Genomic DNA, 17,350 nt, shown 5'->3' on the forward strand with positions numbered 1-17,350 from the left:
TTAAAGCTTACACAATAATATCAAATTTCTTGAAGGAGGGAACTACAAGTGAGATTAGAAATGGGACACATTTACATTAAGGATATTCAGTTCGCAGCTGAGTCTAAGATTGAAGACGGAATCCTTTATGTATCCGAAGAAGCCGTTAAGGCTGTCGCTCTTGAGGATGAGAAGATTAAGAGCGTATCATTTGACATTGCAAAACCAGGTGAGTCAGTAAGAATTACACCAGTTAAAGACGTAATCGAACCAAGAGTTAAAGTTGAAGGAAGAGGGGGAATCTTCCCGGGCGTTATCTCTAAGGTTGATACAGTTGGTGAAGGAAAAACTTATGCATTAAAAGGAATGGCTGTAGTAACAGCAGGTAAGATCGTTGGTTTCCAGGAAGGTATCATTGATATGACAGGTCCGGGAGCTGACTATACACCTTTCTCAAAGACCTTGAACCTGGTAATGGTATGTGAACCGGTTGATGGAATCAAACAGCATGATTATGAGAAGGCTGTTCGTTTCGCAGGATTCAGAGTTGCAGTTTATATTGGGGAATTAGCTCGTGACTTGACACCTGATGAGACAAAAGTATATGAGACATGCACAATTAAAGAAGGTATGGAAAAATATCCAGATCTTCCAAGAGTTGCATATGTTCAGATGCTTCAGAGTCAGGGATTATTACATGACACATATGTATATGGTGTGGATGCAAAGAAAATCGTTCCTACAATTTTAAGCCCAACAGAGATTATGGACGGTGCAATCGTATCTGGTAACTGTGTGTCTGCTTGTGATAAAAACCCTACATATGTACACTTGAACAATCCAGTTGTACATGATTTGTTTGAGCAGCACGGAAAAACATTAAACTTTGTATGCCAGATCATCACAAATGAAAATGTATACCTGGCAGATAAACAGCGTTCTTCTGATTGGACAGCTAAGCTGTGTAAGATGTTGGATCTGGATGGCGTTATTGTATCTCAGGAAGGATTTGGTAACCCAGATACAGACCTTATCATGAACTGTAAGAAGATCGAAGCTGAAGGCGTTAAAACTGTAATCATTACAGATGAATATGCTGGACGTGATGGAAAGTCTCAGTCATTGGCTGATGCTGATGCAGCTGCAGATGCAGTAGTAACTGGCGGAAATGCAAACCAGGTAATTATCCTGCCAAAACTTGATAAAGTAATTGGAACTTTGGATTATGTAACCAAGATTGCTGGAGCAAGTGAGGAGACACTTCGCGAAGATGGATCTCTGGAAGTTGAGCTTCAGGTACTCACAGGTGCAACTAATGAGACCGGTTTCAATAAGCTGAGCGCAAGATAGGAAGGGAGGATAATATAATGGCTAAATTAAAAGTTGTTCATTACATCAATCAGTTCTTTGCACAGATTGGTGGAGAAGAGAAAGCAGATTATCCGGCTGAGATTCGTGTTGGCGAGATCGTTGGACCGGGTATGGCATTGACACAGAATTTTGGGGATGAAGCAGAGATTATTGCTACAATCGTTTGTGGTGACTCTTACTTTAATGAGAACCTTGATAAAGCAAAAGCTGATATCCTCGCTATGGTAAAAGAGCAGAATCCAGATGTATTCGTTGCTGGTCCTGCATTTAACGCTGGACGTTATGGTGTTGCTTGCGGAACTATCGCAGCAGCAGTTCAGGAAGAACTTGGAATTCCGGCTGTAACTGGTATGTATGTTGAAAATCCAGGTGCTGATATGTTCAAAGATAAGGTATATATTGTATCTACAAAGAACAGTGCAGCAGGTATGAGAGATGCTATTAAAAAATTAGCTCCTCTTGCATTAAAAGTTGGAAAAGGTGAGCCGATTGGCGCTTCTTGTGAAGAAGGATATATTCCAAACGGCGTTCGTGTGAACTTCTTTGAAAAAGAAAGAGGATCTCAGAGAGCTGTTAAGATGCTTATCAAGAAATTGGCTGACAAACCGTTTGTTACAGAATATCCAATGCCTGACTTCGATAGAGTAGCTCCGAATCCGGCAGTAAAAGATCTTGCTCATGCTAAGATCGCTCTGGTTACTTCTGGTGGTATTGTACCAAAAGGAAATCCAGATCATATTGAAAGTTCAAGTGCATCTCACTATGGTGAGTATGATATCGCTGGTGTTATGGATCTTACCGAAGAGACATATGAAACTGCTCATGGTGGATATGACCCAGTATATGCAAACGAAGACTCTGACCGTGTATTGCCGGTTGATGTACTTCGTGACATGGAAAAAGAAGGAATTATTGGAGAACTGCATCACCTGTTCTACACAACAACAGGAAATGGTACAGCCGTTGCTTCAGCAAAAGCATTTGCAGCAGAATTTTCTCAGAAATTACTGGCTGACGGTGTAGACGCAGTAATCCTTACCTCTACTTGAGGTACCTGTACTCGTTGCGGTGCAACGATGGTTAAAGAGATAGAGAGAGCTGGTATCCCGGTTGTACATATCTGTACAGTAACTCCTATTTCTATGACAGTTGGTGCGAACAGAATCGTTCCGGCTATCGCAATTCCACATCCTCTTGGAAATCCAGCACTGGATAAAGATGAGGAAAAAGCACTTCGTCGTCGTATTGTTGAAAAAGCTTTGAATGCTCTTACAACAGAAGTAGACGATCAGACAATTTTCGAATAGGTGTTACCTTATATTAAAGGAGAATAACAAAAATGGATAAGATTTATGATGTTATTGTCCTGGGTGCAGGTCCTGCTGGTTTAGCAGCAGGACTGTATGCAGGAAGAAGCCGTCTTTCTGTTCTGATTATTGAAAAAGGTCAGGATGGCGGACAGATTGCAATTACAGATGAGATAGAAAACTATCCGGGACAGATCGTAGAAGGCGAATCAGGTCCATCCTTGATTGCAAGAATGACAGAGCAGGCTGCAAAATTTGGAGCAGAGCGTGTGTCTGATACAATCAAAGAAGTGGAGCTTGAGGGCGAGATCAAAGTCCTGAAGAGCGCAAAAGAAGAGTACAAAGGAAGAAATGTAATCATTGCTACCGGTGCTCATGCACGTCCGATCGGATGTAAAGGTGAAGCTGAATTCACAGGAAAAGGTGTTTCCTATTGCGCCACATGTGATGCAAACTTCTTCGAAGATTTTGAAGTATATGTAGTAGGTGGTGGAGATTCCGCTGTAGAAGAAGCTATGTATCTTACAAAATTTGCAAGAAAAGTTACGATTATTCACAGACGTAATGAACTTCGTGCTGCAAAATCTATTCAGGAAAAAGCATTCAAGAATCCAAAACTTAACTTTATGTGGGATTCTGTAGTTGAAGAAGTTGGAGGAGATGATATCCTTCAGTGGATGAAAGTAAAGAATGTAAAGACTGGCGAGATCACTACAGTAGAAGCTGATGAAGAAGACGGAATGTTCGGTGTGTTTGGATTTATCGGTACTGTTCCGAATACCAAACCATTCGAAGGAATCATTGACATGGATGAACGCGGATATATCAAGACGGATGCTGATATGCATACAAACATCCCAGGTGTATATGCAGCAGGTGATGTTCGTGTCAAGAGTTTAAGACAGGTTGTAACTGCAGCAGCTGATGGAGCAATCGCAGCTGTTCAGGTAGAAAGAAGCATGTCTGATTACTTCTAGATTATATAGCCGGAGAAAAGTAAATCGCGGTGCGAAGCGGCGCATGGTCATAAAGTGATGCCTTTTGGTTCTTCCGGGTTATATAAAAAGCAACATAATAAAAGGAGGATGATACCAATGTTAGATTTGGATAAGACAAACTTTCAGGCTGAAGTATTAGAGGCAGAAGGTTATGTATTTGTAGATTTTTATGGAGATGGATGTGTTCCATGCCAGGCTCTGATGCCAAAGGTACACGAGTTTGCTGAAACATATGGAGATAAATTAAAATTCACATCTCTGAACACAACAAAGGCACGTCGTCTGGCAATCAGTCAGAAGATTCTTGGCCTTCCGGTTATGGCTATTTACAAAGACGGAGAGAAGATCGACGAAGTTGTAAAGGAAGAAGCAACACCGGAAAGTATTGAAGCGATGATTCAGAAATATATCTAAGAGATATTTCTTGATCATATAACATGTTTTTTACCACTTAAGAAAGGAGAAAGCATAATTATGGCTATTTTAGAAGGGAAAAAAGCAATAATTATCGGAGACCGTGATGGAATTCCGGGACCAGCTATCGCTGAATGCGTAAAGACTGCTGGTGCTGAGATCGTATTTTCATCAACGGAATGTTTCGTCTGAACGAGCGCAGGCGCAATGGACTTAGAGAATCAGAAGAGAGTAAAGGAATTCGCTGAAGAATACGGCGCAGAGAACTTAGTAGTAGTTCTTGGAGCAGCTGAAGGCGAAGCTGCAGGTCTTGCAGCTGAGACTGTAACATTAGGCGATCCTACTTTTGCAGGTCCATTGACAGGGGTCCAGCTTGGACTCACGGTATATCACGTATGTGAACCTGAAATCAAAGAAGAATTTGATGAAGCAGTATATGACGAGCAGGTTGGTATGATGGAAATGGTTCTTGACGTAGACGACATCGTTAGTGAGATGGAAGCTATCAGAGAACAGGCTTAATCGATGCTTAAAAAGGGGCAGACCCGGTGTGTACCCACTAGGGTACTGCCTCTTTTTTCTATGAATTTCGTCAAAGCAAGAAAAAAGAAAGGTGGAAAACCCATGAATAGTGTAATCAAAGGAGCAAGCTACGTATTGGCACATACTCCTGATATGGTTTTATATAACGGAACAACTCAGACAACAGAGAGAATCGTAAATCCAGAGTCTGAATACTTAAAAGAACTTCCAGGACATCTCCGCTCTTATGAGGATGCAGTTTCTTACTGGCCAAACCAGACATATATTGGAAATGTACATCCGGATGAGCTGGCTGAGGTAGAGTTCCCATATTATGATAAGAAAAAAGAAGGCGCAGAGCGCTACGGAAAATATGGCGAGATCATGCCAGAGGAAGAATTCCTGTTCCTTGTTCAGGCATGTGATATGTTCGAAGTTGTAAAACTCGACAAAGAATTCGTTGCAAAATATAAAGATGCATTTGCAGCAGACCCGATCATCTCTGATGATATCGTAGAGAAGATTGAGGAAGGTGTGGAGATTGCAGAGATCGAAGCATTGATTAATGATGACCATGCAGAAGCATTATATTTTGAAAACAAACTGGTTGGATGTGTCAAGCCTGCTCATGATATCGATGTGAACTTGTCATCACACGTAATGCATGAGAACCTGATGAGCAAGGCATCCAGTGTACTGGCACTTCTCTATGCAGTACGTAATGCAGGAATTGACAAAGCAGATGTAGAGTATGTAATCGACTGTGCGGAAGAGGCATGTGGTGATATGAATCAGCGCGGTGGCGGTAACTTTGCAAAGGCTGCAGCTGAAGTTGCAGGTCTTGTGAATGCAACAGGTTCTGATGCAAGAGGATTCTGTGCAGCTCCGACGCATGCATTGATTGAAGCAGCAGCACTTGTAAAATCCGGTGCATACAAGACGGTAGTAGTTACTGCTGGCGGATGTACAGCAAAACTTGGTATGAATGGAAAAGACCATGTGAAGAAAGGCCTTCCGATCCTTGAGGACTGCCTGGGAGGATTTGCAGTTGTCATTTCTGAAAATGATGGTGTAAACCCAGAGATTGACCTTGGAATGCTTGGACGTCACAGTGTTGGAACAGGTTCCGCACCACAGAACGTAATCGGAAGTCTGGTAGCTGATCCACTTGACAGAGTTGGAATGAAGATTACAGATATCGATAAATTCTCACCAGAGATGCAGAATCCGGACATCACAAAACCGGCAGGAGCAGGAGATGTTCCGCTTGCAAACTACAAGATGATCGCAGCTTTGGCAGTAAAGAGAGGCGAGCTTGACAGAAAAGAACTGGCATCCTTTACAAAAGACCACGGTCTTACCGGATGGGCTCCTACCCAGGGTCATATTCCTTCAGGAGTACCATATGTAGGATTTGCACGTGAAGATATTCTGGAAGGAAAGATTAAGAATGCAATGATCATCGGAAAAGGAAGTCTGTTCCTTGGACGTATGACAAACTTATTTGACGGTGTATCCTTCGTAATTCACGGAAATACAAAGGCAGAAGAAGAAGCTGCTGCAGGTGTATCCGAAGAAGAGGTTAAGGGACTGATCGCAAAAGCAATGAAAGACTTTGCAGCTACCCTGATGGCAGAATAGGGGGGCTTTGATATGGCAAAAAATATTGAAAAGATGATCGCTGAGACATTCATGGAGATGGCACAGGGACTGGAAACAGGAAGCTTTGGCAAGAGACCAAAGGTTGCCCTCACAGGAATGGGAAGCGAGCACGGAGAAGAGAACTCCATGGCTGCAGCAGTGGCGGCAGCAAAAGATGGAATCGATGTATATTACATTGGTACATTAGAGGCAGAAGGCGTAACGACCGTCAAAGTGGCGAATGATGAAGAAGGCCATGATAAGATGGAAGAGATGCTGAAGAATAAAGAAGTGGATGCTGCAGTGACCATGCACTTCCCATTCCCGATTGGTGTATCAACGGTTGGACGCTGTGTAACACCAGCGATGGGAAAAGAGATGTATATTGCGAACACGACCGGAACTTCCAGTACAGACCGTATTGAAGGTATGATCAAGAATGCAATCTATGGAATCATTACTGCAAAAGCATGTGGAAATGCCGCTCCATCAGTAGGAATCCTGAATGTAGACGGCGCACGTCAGACAGAAAAAGCCCTGAAACAGTTAAAGGAACAGGGATATGACATTACATTTGCAGAGTCATCCAGAGCAGATGGCGGATGTGTGATGAGAGGAAATGATGTGCTTCAGGCATCACCGGACATTATGGTAACGGATTCCCTGACAGGAAATATCCTTGTGAAGATGCTTTCATCTGCAAATACAGGCGGAAGCTTTGAAGCAACAGGATATGGCTATGGACCAGGCATTGGAGAAGGATATGAACAGTTAGTCATGATCGTATCCAGAGCCAGTGGAGCACCGGTCATTGCAAATGCGATCCGATATGCAGCACAGCTGGTAAGAGGAAAAGTCTTTGAAGTAGCAAAAGAAGAATTTGCGGCAGCTCAGAAGGCTGGATTAAAGGACATCCTGGATGCATTAAAAGCATCTCAGAAACCGGCAGGAGCAGCAGAAGAAGTCAAAGAACCACCAAAAGAGATCGTAACAGCACAGATACCTGGAATTGAGGTTATGGATCTGGAAGATGCAGTGAAAGCATTGTGGAAGATCAATATCTATGCAGAGAGCGGAATGGGATGTACCGGACCGATTATCCGAGTGTCTGATGCAAATCTTGCAAAGGCAGAAGAAGAGCTTAAAAAAGCTGGATATATTCAATAATAATTGTATTGTGGCATCTTGATGTGTCAAGATGCCACTTTCTTTTTAGGGACAGATGGATTTATAATAAAACCGTGAGGTGTTAATAGTTATGGAAGCGGTTTTGAAATTAAGATATCCAGGCATTCAAATTTATGTTCCATGGAAGAGAATAATAAGTGCAATTATCAGTATTTTATTTTGGAGTGCTTTAACTGTTGGGGTAATGAATCAGGCACAAGTCTGCGCAGAACTTCCAACGGTCGAAGGAATGAATAGTACGATGACGCATGCTGTAGATGCAATGTCAACGAATAAAATTTCAATGGTTATCAGAGAACAGACACACACTGGTTCGCCAAGATTTGCAGATGTGGTAAATCTGAATATTAGTGAAATACCTAAAATATCAGTAAAACCCACTGCAATATCGACAAATTCTGTTGAAAAAAGCTATCAGGAATCACTGCCAGATGAAGCTCTTCCAGTGGGAATTTTGGATGAAATACCAGAAGAAGAGGGAGACGTAAGTAACAGTTACATCAATATTAATGGTTTCTTGTGTGATGAGAATGGCTTGATTGTTGGGTACGAAGATATGCCGGTTGCCGATGGAGTTTTGGCATTTCCAAATAACAATAAATGTACTGGAATTGCGAAATCTGTGGCCGAAGGATTGGAAGCAGAGACAATGGAAATCTATATTCCGGGGAATATTACTTACATAGAGCCAGGTGCATTTGATAATCTAACGTCACTATTCTACATAGAAGTAGCAGAAGGAAATCCAAATTATTATAGTTCTTGCGGAATCTTATATTTGAAAACAGGAGAAGTATTCTGTTATCCGGCAGGAAGATAGAGATTAGGGATGTTATTTGAGAAGAACTCAGAAAGCATCCCTAAAACTATGTAAAATTATACTATAATTTTCAGAATGTAGGTGCTATAATAAGTTGGATTAATTGATAGAGGTGCAAAAATGAATATTCAACAGGTTGTAGACAATAAGAAAAAATACATGGATATGTTGCTGATGGCTGACCCGGAAGAACAGATGATCGAGAAGTATCTGGATGAGGGCGAGATGTTTATATTGAAGGAGCATGGGGAGGTCAAGACAGTCTGTGTGGTAATGCTGTTGAAAAATCGTAAATGTGAATTGAAGAACATAGCGACCAGAGAAGAAGACCAGGGAAAAGGCTATGGGAAAAATATGATACTTTTTCTGTGTGAGCATTATAGTGCGCAGTGCGACACTATGTATGTAGGAACAGGTAATTGTCAGAAGACGTTAGATTTTTATAAAAAATGTGGATTTGTTAATTCCCATATTATTGTTGATTTTTTTGTAAAGAATTATAAAAAACCGATTTATGAAGATGGTATTATGCTCACAGATATGATTTATTTGAAGAAGCAGCTTGAGTCGGAAGTAAATGTTAAGAAAGTTGTCGATCTTGCTCTGGAAGCTGGAAGAATTCTTTTGAAAAATGGAGCGGAGATATTTCGTGTGGAAGAGACAATTACCAGAATCTGTAATCGTTTTCATGTTGATCAAGTTGATATTTTTACCTTGAGCCATGCAATCTTTGTCACTGCGGAAAATGATATGGAAGAGGCATATACAAAGGTAAAGCAGGTACCTTTGTCTGCTTCGCATCTTGGAATTGTGGCAGAAGTTAATGATTTGTCTCGAGAGATTACTGCTGGGAATGTAGGAATAGATGAAGCATCTGAACGTTTGAAAGTGATTGATAAAATGCCTGCTAAGAAGTGGTATTTTCAAGTGCTTGCGGCTGGTATTGGCAGTGGATTTTTTGGATATTTATTAGGAGCTACGCTGCGAGAGAGTGTGATTGCGTTCTGCATTGGATGTCTGTTGTATTTATGGGTATTGGTTGGAAAGAAACATAATATGTCTAAGATGATCGTGAATATTGTGGGAGGAGCGATTATTACTTTGATGGCAATCATTGCGATTCATCTTCCTTTTCTAGGGGGAGTCAGATTGGAAGGAATGATTATCGGTTCAATCATGCCGTTGGTTCCGGGACTGGCATTTGTGAATGCAATACGAGACATAGCGGACAGTGATTTTCTGTCCGGGACAGTGCGTATGATTGATGCGTTGCTAACGTTTGTTTATATAGCAGTAGGTGTAGGATTGACGCTCAGTATTTACAATAACATGGGAGGAGGACTTATGATATAATGGGGATTCTGATTAATATATTGTGTGCTTTTATGGGGACTATTGGATATGCTATATTGTTTAATGTTCCCAAGCGTTTTTATCTATGCTGCGGAATGACGGGAGCTGCCGGGTGGCTTATGTATCTGATTGCTCATGAATATTCTTCTCCGGCAGTAGCTTCATTTTTTGGAACACTGGTGGTAGTCTTGATTTCGAGAATGCTGACAGTTAAGATGAAATGTCCAATTACGATATTTCTTGTATCAGGAATTTTTCCAATGGTACCGGGAGCAGGAGTATATTTTACAGCTTATTATTTGGTGACTAATCAGTTGGGACTGGCAGTACAGAAAGGGATGGAATCTTTGAAAATTGCATTTGCCATGGTACTGGGAATTGTCTTGATTGTATCTATACCACGAGAAGTATTTCAGGCGAATTATTGGAGAGAAAGAAAATTCAGACGGCTTAGAAAAGGTTGATGGAAGTTAAAGGGTTGTGCTACAATAAGTATGTATTCCAGGTTATGTAATAAGAGGGAGGGATGCTACATGTTGGAAAGAACTTTACTGAAGATATTGCAAGAAAGCAAGTATACTACTGTTTTAAGTGGTTTTGGTATGTTGATCGAGAGTGATTATCCGGCAATTCGAGACGGAGATGAGTCTTATGATATTGAGTTAAAATACGGATATTCTTGTGAAGAATTGTTTTCGAGCGCATTTTACTCCACCCGAAAAGATCAATTTTTTGAGTTTTATCGAAATGAGTTGTTAAGTCATTTAGATAAACCGCCAGGAAAAGGGTTTTATGAGATGGCGGAATTGGAAAAAGCAGGTTTGTTTCAGTCAATTATTACCAGGCGTATTTTTGGCCTTCCTGGAAGAGCTGGTTGTAAGAATGTAATTAATCTGCATGGTAGTGTATATGATAATTATTGTCCGCATTGTGGACGCAAGTATTCTATGGAATATGTCAGAGATTCTGCCAGAGTTCCGTTGTGTGAGCATTGTAATACGCCAATTCGTCCTAAGGTATGTTTGTTTGGTGAGATGGTAGACAATGTAGTTATTACAAAAGCGGCAGAAGAGATTCAGAAAGCAGATGTATTGCTGGTGCTTGGAACGAATCTCAATTCATATCTCTGTAGTCAGCTGATAGATTATTACGATGGAAGTAAGCTGATTTTAGTAAATGAAGAGCCTCATTTTTCTGATAAATATGCAGATATTGTAATTCATGCAAGAGTAGATGATACATTAGAAAAAATACGAAAGGAATTAGGAAGATAACCATGAGTAAAGTAAGAACAAGATTTGCACCAAGTCCTACAGGGAGAATGCATGTAGGAAATTTAAGAACAGCGCTATACGCTTATTTGATTGCAAAGCATGAAGGTGGAGATTTCATGCTGAGGATTGAAGATACGGATCAGGAGCGTTTTGTAGACGGTGCGTTGGAGATCATTTATCATACATTAGCGGAGACAGGCTTGATTCATGATGAGGGCCCGGATAAAGATGGAGGAGTAGGTCCATATGTGCAGAGTGAACGTAATGCATCAGGTCTTTATCTGAAATATGCCAAGCAGTTGATCGAACAGGGAGATGCATATTATTGCTTTTGTGACAAAGAGAGACTGGATTCATTAAAGAGCAGTGTTTCTGCTGATGGTGGAACAGAAATTGTTGTATATGATAAGCATTGTCTGGGATTAAGCAAGGAGGAAGTAGAAGCGAATCTGGCAGCCGGTAAGCCGTACGTTATTCGGTTTAATATGCCGACGGAGGGGACAACAACTTTCCATGATGATATTTATGGTGACATTACAGTTCCAAATGAGGAATTAGAAGATTTGATCTTGATCAAATCAGACGGCTATCCGACATATAATTTTGCTAATGTTATTGATGATCATTTGATGGGAATTACGCATGTTGTACGTGGGAATGAATATTTGTCATCTGCGCCGAAATATAACAAGATTTATGAGGCGTTTGGATGGGAGATTCCAACATATGTACATTGTCCATTAATTACTGATGAGAATCATAAAAAACTGAGCAAGCGTTGTGGACATTCTTCATATGAGGATTTGATCAATCAGGGATTTGTTACAGAAGCAGTTGTGAATTATGTTGCATTGTTGGGATGGTGTCCATCTGGCAATCAGGAGATATTCTCGTTGGAAGAATTGGTGAAGGAATTCGATTATCATCATATGAGTAAGTCGCCGGCGGTGTTTGATATCGTGAAATTAAAATGGATGAATGGTGAATATTTAAAATCCATGGATTTTGATAAATTTTATCATATGGCAGAACCATATATCAGAGAAGTTGTGACAAAAGATTATGATCTGAAGAAAATAGCAGCTCTGGTAAAGACTAGAATCGAAATTTTCCCAGATATTAAAGAACAGATTGACTTCTTTGAAGAGTTGCCGGATTATGACACTACTATGTATTGCCATAAAAAGATGAAAACCAATGAAGAAAATTCACTTGAGGTCCTTCAGGAGATTCTTCCGATTCTTGAAGAGCAGGAGGACTTTAGCAATGATGCTCTCTTTGCCACATTAAAAGGTTATGTGGATGAAAAAGGTGTGAAGACAGGTTTTGTGATGTGGCCAGTCAGAACGGCAGTATCTGGAAAGCAGAGTACTCCTGGCGGAGCAACAGAGATTATGGAAATCCTTGGAAAAGAAGAATCTCTTAAGAGAATCAGGAAAGGAATTGAGTTATTAAGCAAATAAGGTGAATCTATGAGTTTAAATCAGGCTCAGGCTGAGGCGGTCGCCCATAAGAATGGACCATGTATGGTTCTTGCCGGTCCCGGTTCCGGGAAAACTCTTACCATAGCGAAAAGAATAGAATATCTGATTACAAAGTATAAGGTAAGACCAGAAGAAATTCTGGTCATTACCTTTACAAAGTATGCTGCAAATGAGATGAAGAACCGTTTCCGACAAATTATAGGAACATCAGGGGTACCGGTGACTTTTGGTACATTTCATGGGATTTATTACGGAATTTTGAAGTGGGCCTATGGACTGAATCAGGCTAATTTATTGTTGGAGGAAGAAAAGATTCAGCTCATTAAGCAAATTGCGGTATCTATGGATTGGGGAGAAATATCAGATGCGGAAGAGGAGAAAGATATTCTTGAAGAATTGGCAATAGAAATAGGAAATGTGAAAAATAATTGTTATGATATTCAATTCTATGAATCTTCTCGTTATGGGACGAACAGATTTCGGGAACTGTATCAGTCATATGAGAAAGAAAAAAGAAAATTAAGAAAAATTGATTTTGAAGATATGCTGGTGATGTGTCGGGATCTTTTTCGAAGTCGGCCAGATATCTTAGAGAAATGGCAGAAAAAATTCCGTTATATTCTTGTGGATGAATTTCAAGATGTAAATCAGGCGCAGTACGATGTTGTCAGGATGCTTGCTGAACCGGAAAATAATTTGTTTGTGGTAGGCGACGATGACCAGTCTATCTATGGATTCAGAGGTGCAAAACCTGGTATCATGATGGAATTCCGAAAAAATTATCCAGAATCGAAACAAATCCTTTTAAATATTAATTATCGTTCAACCGCGCATATCGTAAGAGGTGCATTGCGCGTTATTGCACATAATCAGGAACGTTATGAGAAAGAAATCATTTCCAAGAAAAAACCGGGAGAGACTATACATGTTCAGGAGGTAAAAGATCCGGTTGAAGAGAGTAAATATGTGTTGGAGAAGATAAAAGAGTATGTTGCCCAGGGGATTCCTTATCATCAGATTGCTGTGTTGTATCGGACGAATTTAGATGCAAGGGCGCTTTCTGAAACACTGATGGAGTATCAGATACCTTTTACGATGAAAGAATATCTGAATAATATTTATGATCATTTTGTAGGGATCGATATCAGTAGTTATTTCCATTTGTCACAAGGAGATTATGACCGAAAATATTTTCTTCAGGTTGCCAACCGTCCAAAACGTTATATTGGTCGTGACAGCTTAAGTGGGGATAAAATTAGTTATGAATCATTACGAAATTTCTATTGTGATAAGGATTGGATGATGGATCGAATTGACCAGTTGGAATGGGATATGAAGATGATTCAGAATAAGACGCCATTTGCTGCGATTCAATATATTCGAAAAAGTATAGGATATGATGAATTCTTAAAAGAATACGCCGCATATAGAAAGATATCCTTAGAGGAAATCATGAATGTTCTGGATGAGATACAACAGAATTCCAGAGAGTTTCAGACTATCAGAGAATGGTTTGTTCATGTAGATAATTATCGGGAGATGTTGGAAAAGCAGAGAGAAAAAAAAGAGAGTAAAGAGGGTGTTGCTCTCATGACAATCCATGGGGCCAAAGGGCTGGAGTATGACTCTGTTTTTATTATTGAAAGTAATGAAGGAAGTATACCATATAAGAAAGCAAAGACTCCTGATGATATAGAAGAAGAACGAAGATTATTTTATGTAGCTATGACACGTGCCAAAAGAAAGCTGATTATTAGTTATGTAAAAGAAAAAAACGGAAAGGATATCAATCCTTCCCGTTTTGTCGAGGAACTACTCCTCGTCGTCTAACTCTTCAAATTCCTGTGTATCCATCCATTCGTCAAAAGCGTCAGCAGCAATTTCATATTCGTCATCATCTTCGATATTCTCAAGCTCTGGTTCGCCGCTTTCGTTTTCAATATAACGGTAAAGATATACATCGCCGTCTTCTGTCTCGCCATTTTCATTAAGAGGAAGAAGAGCGATGTATTCTTTGCCGCTCGCTTCAAATAATGTTAGAATGGCACATTCAACGACTTCATCGTTGTCGAGAGTAAGCTCAACTGTCATGTATTCATCCATAGCATAATCTCCTTTATTTATAGATACTTTAACTGTACCAAAGGAGCATGCAAAATGCAAGGATGTTTTGGAGGAAATACAAGAAAATGAAAACAGTAGCCAAACAAGTAAAAATGTTGTAAAATGTATATTAAATATGCGAACATATGCATAAGGAGGAAAACTATTATGATGAGAAAGAGAATGTTAAGAGTATTATCAGTGATGCTCATATGCATTTTCGCATTGTCCGCCTGCAAGAAGAATGTAGGTACTCCGGAGGACAATGCTGTTACGGAAGAGACACAGGATAGTGAAGAGACAGAAGAAGATACATATGTATTTGGCTTTACGGCAATCGATATGGAAAATCCATATTTTATAACGCTGGAGGCAGCAATGAGAGAAGCTATTGAAGATGAAGGATATCAGATGATCACGAAAGACCCGGGATCGGATCCAGAACTTCAGGCAACCCAGATTGAAGAGATGATAGAGGAAGGCATTGATGCTATTTTCCTTTGCCCGGTGGATTGGGAAGCGATTACTCCATCTTTGGAAAAGCTGAAAGATGCAGATGTCAAAATCATTAATGTTGACACACAAGTAAAAGAGATGGATTATGTAGACGCATATGTTGGGTCGGATAATGAAAAAGCGGGATATATTTGTGGGGAAGATCTGATCGAAAGATGCCCGGATGGAGGAAAAGTTGCTATTTTAGAATGTCCGACACAGAATTCAATTAATGATAGAATTACAGGATTTGAAGAAGCAATCGCAAAAGCCGAGAAGGGATTTGAAGTTGTTGCCAGAGCCGATACGAATGGAGAATTTGAAAAGGCCTTGGATGCTGCGGAAAAGATTGTAGATGAATATCCTGATGTAATGGCTATTATGTGTGGAAATGATCAATTGGCAGTTGCAGCGAAGACGGCTGTGAATCTGGCGGGACTTGACAAGGTAATCATCTATGGTGTAGATGGTTCTCCTGACATAAAGAAGGAGCTGAAGAAATCAGAAAGTCAGATAGCAGGAACAGCAGCACAATCTCCTATTAATATGGGAAAAACAGCAGCTCAGGTTGGAATTGACATATTAGAAGGAAATGAATACGAAGAAGAGACCTATGAAGATGTATTTATGATTGATAAAGATAACGTTGATATGTATGGCGTAGATGGGTGGCAGTAAAAATATAGACGACAGGAAGGATAAAGCATGAAAGAGATACAGGGAAGACCTTTACCACTAGGAGTTACGAGGATAGGAAATACCATGAATTTTTCGGTGGCAGTACCACAGGAGAAGGAGTGTCAGTTATTGTTATACCATGCAGGAGAAAAGAAACCCTGTATGTCTTTTGGAATGAAGAAATCGATTGGGGAAGTAAGATATATTGCGCTGGAAGATATTGACCCATCTGAATATGAATATAACTATGAGATGGATGGGGAGATTGTTGTTGATCCATATGTAAAAGCGTTGGCAGGACGCGAAAAATGGGGGCAGGCAAGAGATGTTCAGATGCATGAAGTGCGAGGAAAGCTGGATATCAAAGAATATGACTGGGAAGGTGATGCGCCTTTGCAGCTTCCGTATCATAGTATTATTGCATATAGCCTGCATGTAAGAGGATTTACAAAACATTCTTCTTCTAAGGTAAAGGCCAAAGGGACATTTCGGGGAGTGATTGAAAAAATACCTTATCTGAAAGAACTTGGAATCAACCAGATTCAGTGTATGCCGGTATATGATTTTGAAGAAAATCTTCAATATTGTAATTACTGGGGATATGGGGATGCTTATTGTTTTGCACCAAAGGGTGCTTATGCCTATTCAAAAGATGCTGTAAATGAATTAAAAGATATGGTCAAATCCTGCCATAGAGAAGGAATAGAAGTTGTGTTGGAAATGCCGTTTTCTGGTAATGTTCCAAAACAGATGATGGAAGAATGTCTAAGATATTATATGATGGAATATCATGTAGATGGATTCATACTAAATCCATCTTCGGCACCCATGGAGGGTATCTGTGCGGATCCGATTTTGAAGAAAACAAAGATTATGGTACATCAGACCGGATTTCAGACGGTGATGCGACGATTCTTGAAAAGTGATGAAGGAATGATTCCTGAAGTTATGTATTGGCTGCGGCATAATTCTCTGGGAGACAGAACTTATAATTATTTTACGAATCAGAACGGATTTACTTTGTATGATCTGGTATCCTATGATGGAAAACATAATGAAGCGAATGGAGAAAATAATCAGGACGGTCCGGAATACAATTACAGTTGGAATTGTGGTGTGGAAGGTGTGACTCGTAAAAAGGCTGTTCTGGAATTACGTCAGCAACAAATAAAAAATGCATTTTTCTTGTTACTCTTTGCACAAGGAACACCTTGTATTCTGGCGGGCGACGAATTTGAAAATACACAAAAAGGCAATAATAATGTGTATTGTCAGGATAATCCAGTGGGATGGTTAGATTGGAGTAAACTAGAAAAGAAAAAAGAATTGCATGATTTTGTAAAGAAATTGATCGAAATACGAAAAGCATATCCGGTGTTCTGGCCGGAAGAAGAAATGCGGGGAATTGATCAAGTCAGTTGTGGAGTCCCTGATGTGTCTTATCATGGTGAGAGCGCGTGGAGAGTTCCATCGGAGGTTTCCAGCAGGCAATTAGGAGTTTATTATAGTGGCGCTGCTGTCGGAGGAGACGACTGCTTTGTGGCATACAATATGCATTGGCAGGAGCATCCATTTGCTTTACCGGCATTGTCGTCAGGAAAGAAATGGTATAAAATAGCTTCAACCAGTGAAGGAGTTTTAGAAGAACCAGAACTTTTGGATAATCAGAGACTGGTCGAAGTAGCAGAAAGGACTATTATGCTGGTTATAGGCAGGAAATAGC

The 17,350-nt window shown here is 40.2% G+C and carries 16 protein-coding genes; 15 read left to right on the forward strand and 1 reads right to left on the reverse strand.

From position 1 onward, the window contains the following. The first annotated feature begins 48 nt into the window (after positions 1-48). The 13 genes from JQM81_RS01930 (at position 49) to JQM81_RS01990 (ending at position 14,181) form a co-directional block, all read left to right on the forward strand. On the forward strand, positions 49-1,329 hold the full coding sequence (locus JQM81_RS01930; RefSeq protein ID WP_235231844.1) for a glycine/sarcosine/betaine reductase component B subunit: 1,281 nt from the start codon (positions 49-51) through the stop codon (positions 1,327-1,329). Positions 1,330-1,346: 17 nt separating this feature from the next. After that, entirely contained in the window at positions 1,347-2,657 is a 1,311-nt protein-coding gene (grdB, locus tag JQM81_RS01935) for a glycine reductase complex selenoprotein B (protein ID WP_235231845.1), read from the forward strand. A gap of 32 nt (positions 2,658-2,689) precedes the next feature. Further along, positions 2,690-3,634, forward strand: a complete 945-nt coding sequence (trxB, locus tag JQM81_RS01940) for a thioredoxin-disulfide reductase (protein ID WP_235231846.1) — start codon at positions 2,690-2,692, stop codon at positions 3,632-3,634. A 117-nt stretch (positions 3,635-3,751) separates the two neighbouring features. Continuing rightward, the gene (gene trxA, locus JQM81_RS01945) at positions 3,752-4,069 is read left to right on the forward strand and encodes a thioredoxin TrxA (RefSeq protein ID WP_235231847.1); all 318 of its coding nucleotides are present in this window, start codon (positions 3,752-3,754) and stop codon (positions 4,067-4,069) included. A 60-nt stretch (positions 4,070-4,129) separates the two neighbouring features. Continuing rightward, positions 4,130-4,591, forward strand: coding sequence for a glycine/sarcosine/betaine reductase complex selenoprotein A (gene grdA / locus JQM81_RS01950; protein ID WP_235231848.1), 462 nt, complete (start codon positions 4,130-4,132; stop codon positions 4,589-4,591). A gap of 102 nt (positions 4,592-4,693) precedes the next feature. Next, positions 4,694-6,232: a glycine/sarcosine/betaine reductase complex component C subunit beta gene (gene grdC, locus JQM81_RS01955; protein ID WP_235231849.1), complete on the forward strand. Its 1,539-nt coding sequence runs from the start codon at positions 4,694-4,696 to the stop codon at positions 6,230-6,232. A gap of 12 nt (positions 6,233-6,244) precedes the next feature. Then, the gene (gene grdD, locus JQM81_RS01960) at positions 6,245-7,399 is read left to right on the forward strand and encodes a glycine/sarcosine/betaine reductase complex component C subunit alpha (RefSeq protein ID WP_235231850.1); all 1,155 of its coding nucleotides are present in this window, start codon (positions 6,245-6,247) and stop codon (positions 7,397-7,399) included. 91 nt (positions 7,400-7,490) lie between these two features. Further along, a complete protein-coding gene (locus tag JQM81_RS01965) occupies positions 7,491-8,240 on the forward strand; it encodes a hypothetical protein (RefSeq protein ID WP_235231851.1) in 750 nt (249 codons plus the stop codon). A gap of 120 nt (positions 8,241-8,360) precedes the next feature. Next, positions 8,361-9,593, forward strand: a complete 1,233-nt coding sequence (locus tag JQM81_RS01970; protein WP_235231852.1) for a GNAT family N-acetyltransferase — start codon at positions 8,361-8,363, stop codon at positions 9,591-9,593. Next, a complete protein-coding gene (locus tag JQM81_RS01975; RefSeq protein WP_235231853.1) occupies positions 9,593-10,057 on the forward strand; it encodes a threonine/serine exporter family protein in 465 nt (154 codons plus the stop codon). Before JQM81_RS01970 ends, JQM81_RS01975 begins: the two co-directional genes overlap by 1 nt. Positions 10,058-10,126: 69 nt before the next feature. Next, positions 10,127-10,867, forward strand: a complete 741-nt coding sequence (locus JQM81_RS01980; protein ID WP_235231854.1) for an SIR2 family NAD-dependent protein deacylase — start codon at positions 10,127-10,129, stop codon at positions 10,865-10,867. 2 nt (positions 10,868-10,869) lie between these two features. Next, complete coding sequence (gene gltX / locus JQM81_RS01985) at positions 10,870-12,330, forward strand: glutamate--tRNA ligase (RefSeq protein WP_235231855.1); 1,461 nt, start codon at positions 10,870-10,872, stop codon at positions 12,328-12,330. 9 nt (positions 12,331-12,339) lie between these two features. Beyond that, positions 12,340-14,181, forward strand: coding sequence for an ATP-dependent helicase (locus JQM81_RS01990; protein ID WP_235231856.1), 1,842 nt, complete (start codon positions 12,340-12,342; stop codon positions 14,179-14,181). On the opposite strand, the gene JQM81_RS01995 is transcribed toward JQM81_RS01990, so the two are convergent. Further along, entirely contained in the window at positions 14,164-14,454 is a 291-nt protein-coding gene (locus tag JQM81_RS01995) for a DUF1292 domain-containing protein (protein ID WP_235231857.1), read from the reverse strand. The genes JQM81_RS01990 and JQM81_RS01995 overlap by 18 nt on opposite strands. Positions 14,455-14,622: 168 nt before the next feature. Here JQM81_RS01995 and JQM81_RS02000 point away from each other — a divergent pair, with 168 nt between their 5' ends. After that, the gene (locus JQM81_RS02000) at positions 14,623-15,627 is read left to right on the forward strand and encodes a sugar ABC transporter substrate-binding protein (protein WP_235231858.1); all 1,005 of its coding nucleotides are present in this window, start codon (positions 14,623-14,625) and stop codon (positions 15,625-15,627) included. A gap of 27 nt (positions 15,628-15,654) precedes the next feature. Then, positions 15,655-17,349 carry an alpha-amylase family glycosyl hydrolase gene (locus JQM81_RS02005; RefSeq protein ID WP_235231859.1) on the forward strand — a complete coding sequence of 565 codons (1,695 nt, stop codon included), beginning with the start codon at positions 15,655-15,657 and terminating at the stop codon, positions 17,347-17,349. The last annotated feature ends 1 nt before the right edge of the window (position 17,350 follow it).

The organism is Faecalicatena contorta (assembly GCF_021531895.1).
Classification (GTDB): Bacteria; Bacillota; Clostridia; order Lachnospirales; family Lachnospiraceae; genus JAFBIX01.

Coding starts and splice junctions, on each gene's coding strand:
- trxB (WP_235231846.1), top strand. CDS start 2,690: ATGGATAAGATTTATGATGTTATTGTCCTGGGTGCAGGTCCTGCTGGT.
- trxA (WP_235231847.1), top strand. CDS start 3,752: ATGTTAGATTTGGATAAGACAAACTTTCAGGCTGAAGTATTAGAGGCA.
- grdC (WP_235231849.1), top strand. CDS start 4,694: ATGAATAGTGTAATCAAAGGAGCAAGCTACGTATTGGCACATACTCCT.
- grdD (WP_235231850.1), top strand. CDS start 6,245: ATGGCAAAAAATATTGAAAAGATGATCGCTGAGACATTCATGGAGATG.
- JQM81_RS01965 (WP_235231851.1), top strand. CDS start 7,491: ATGGAAGCGGTTTTGAAATTAAGATATCCAGGCATTCAAATTTATGTT.
- JQM81_RS01970 (WP_235231852.1), top strand. CDS start 8,361: ATGAATATTCAACAGGTTGTAGACAATAAGAAAAAATACATGGATATG.
- JQM81_RS01975 (WP_235231853.1), top strand. CDS start 9,593: ATGGGGATTCTGATTAATATATTGTGTGCTTTTATGGGGACTATTGGA.
- JQM81_RS01980 (WP_235231854.1), top strand. CDS start 10,127: ATGTTGGAAAGAACTTTACTGAAGATATTGCAAGAAAGCAAGTATACT.
- gltX (WP_235231855.1), top strand. CDS start 10,870: ATGAGTAAAGTAAGAACAAGATTTGCACCAAGTCCTACAGGGAGAATG.
- JQM81_RS01990 (WP_235231856.1), top strand. CDS start 12,340: ATGAGTTTAAATCAGGCTCAGGCTGAGGCGGTCGCCCATAAGAATGGA.
- JQM81_RS01995 (WP_235231857.1), bottom strand. CDS start 14,454: ATGGATGAATACATGACAGTTGAGCTTACTCTCGACAACGATGAAGTC.
- JQM81_RS02000 (WP_235231858.1), top strand. CDS start 14,623: ATGATGAGAAAGAGAATGTTAAGAGTATTATCAGTGATGCTCATATGC.
- JQM81_RS02005 (WP_235231859.1), top strand. CDS start 15,655: ATGAAAGAGATACAGGGAAGACCTTTACCACTAGGAGTTACGAGGATA.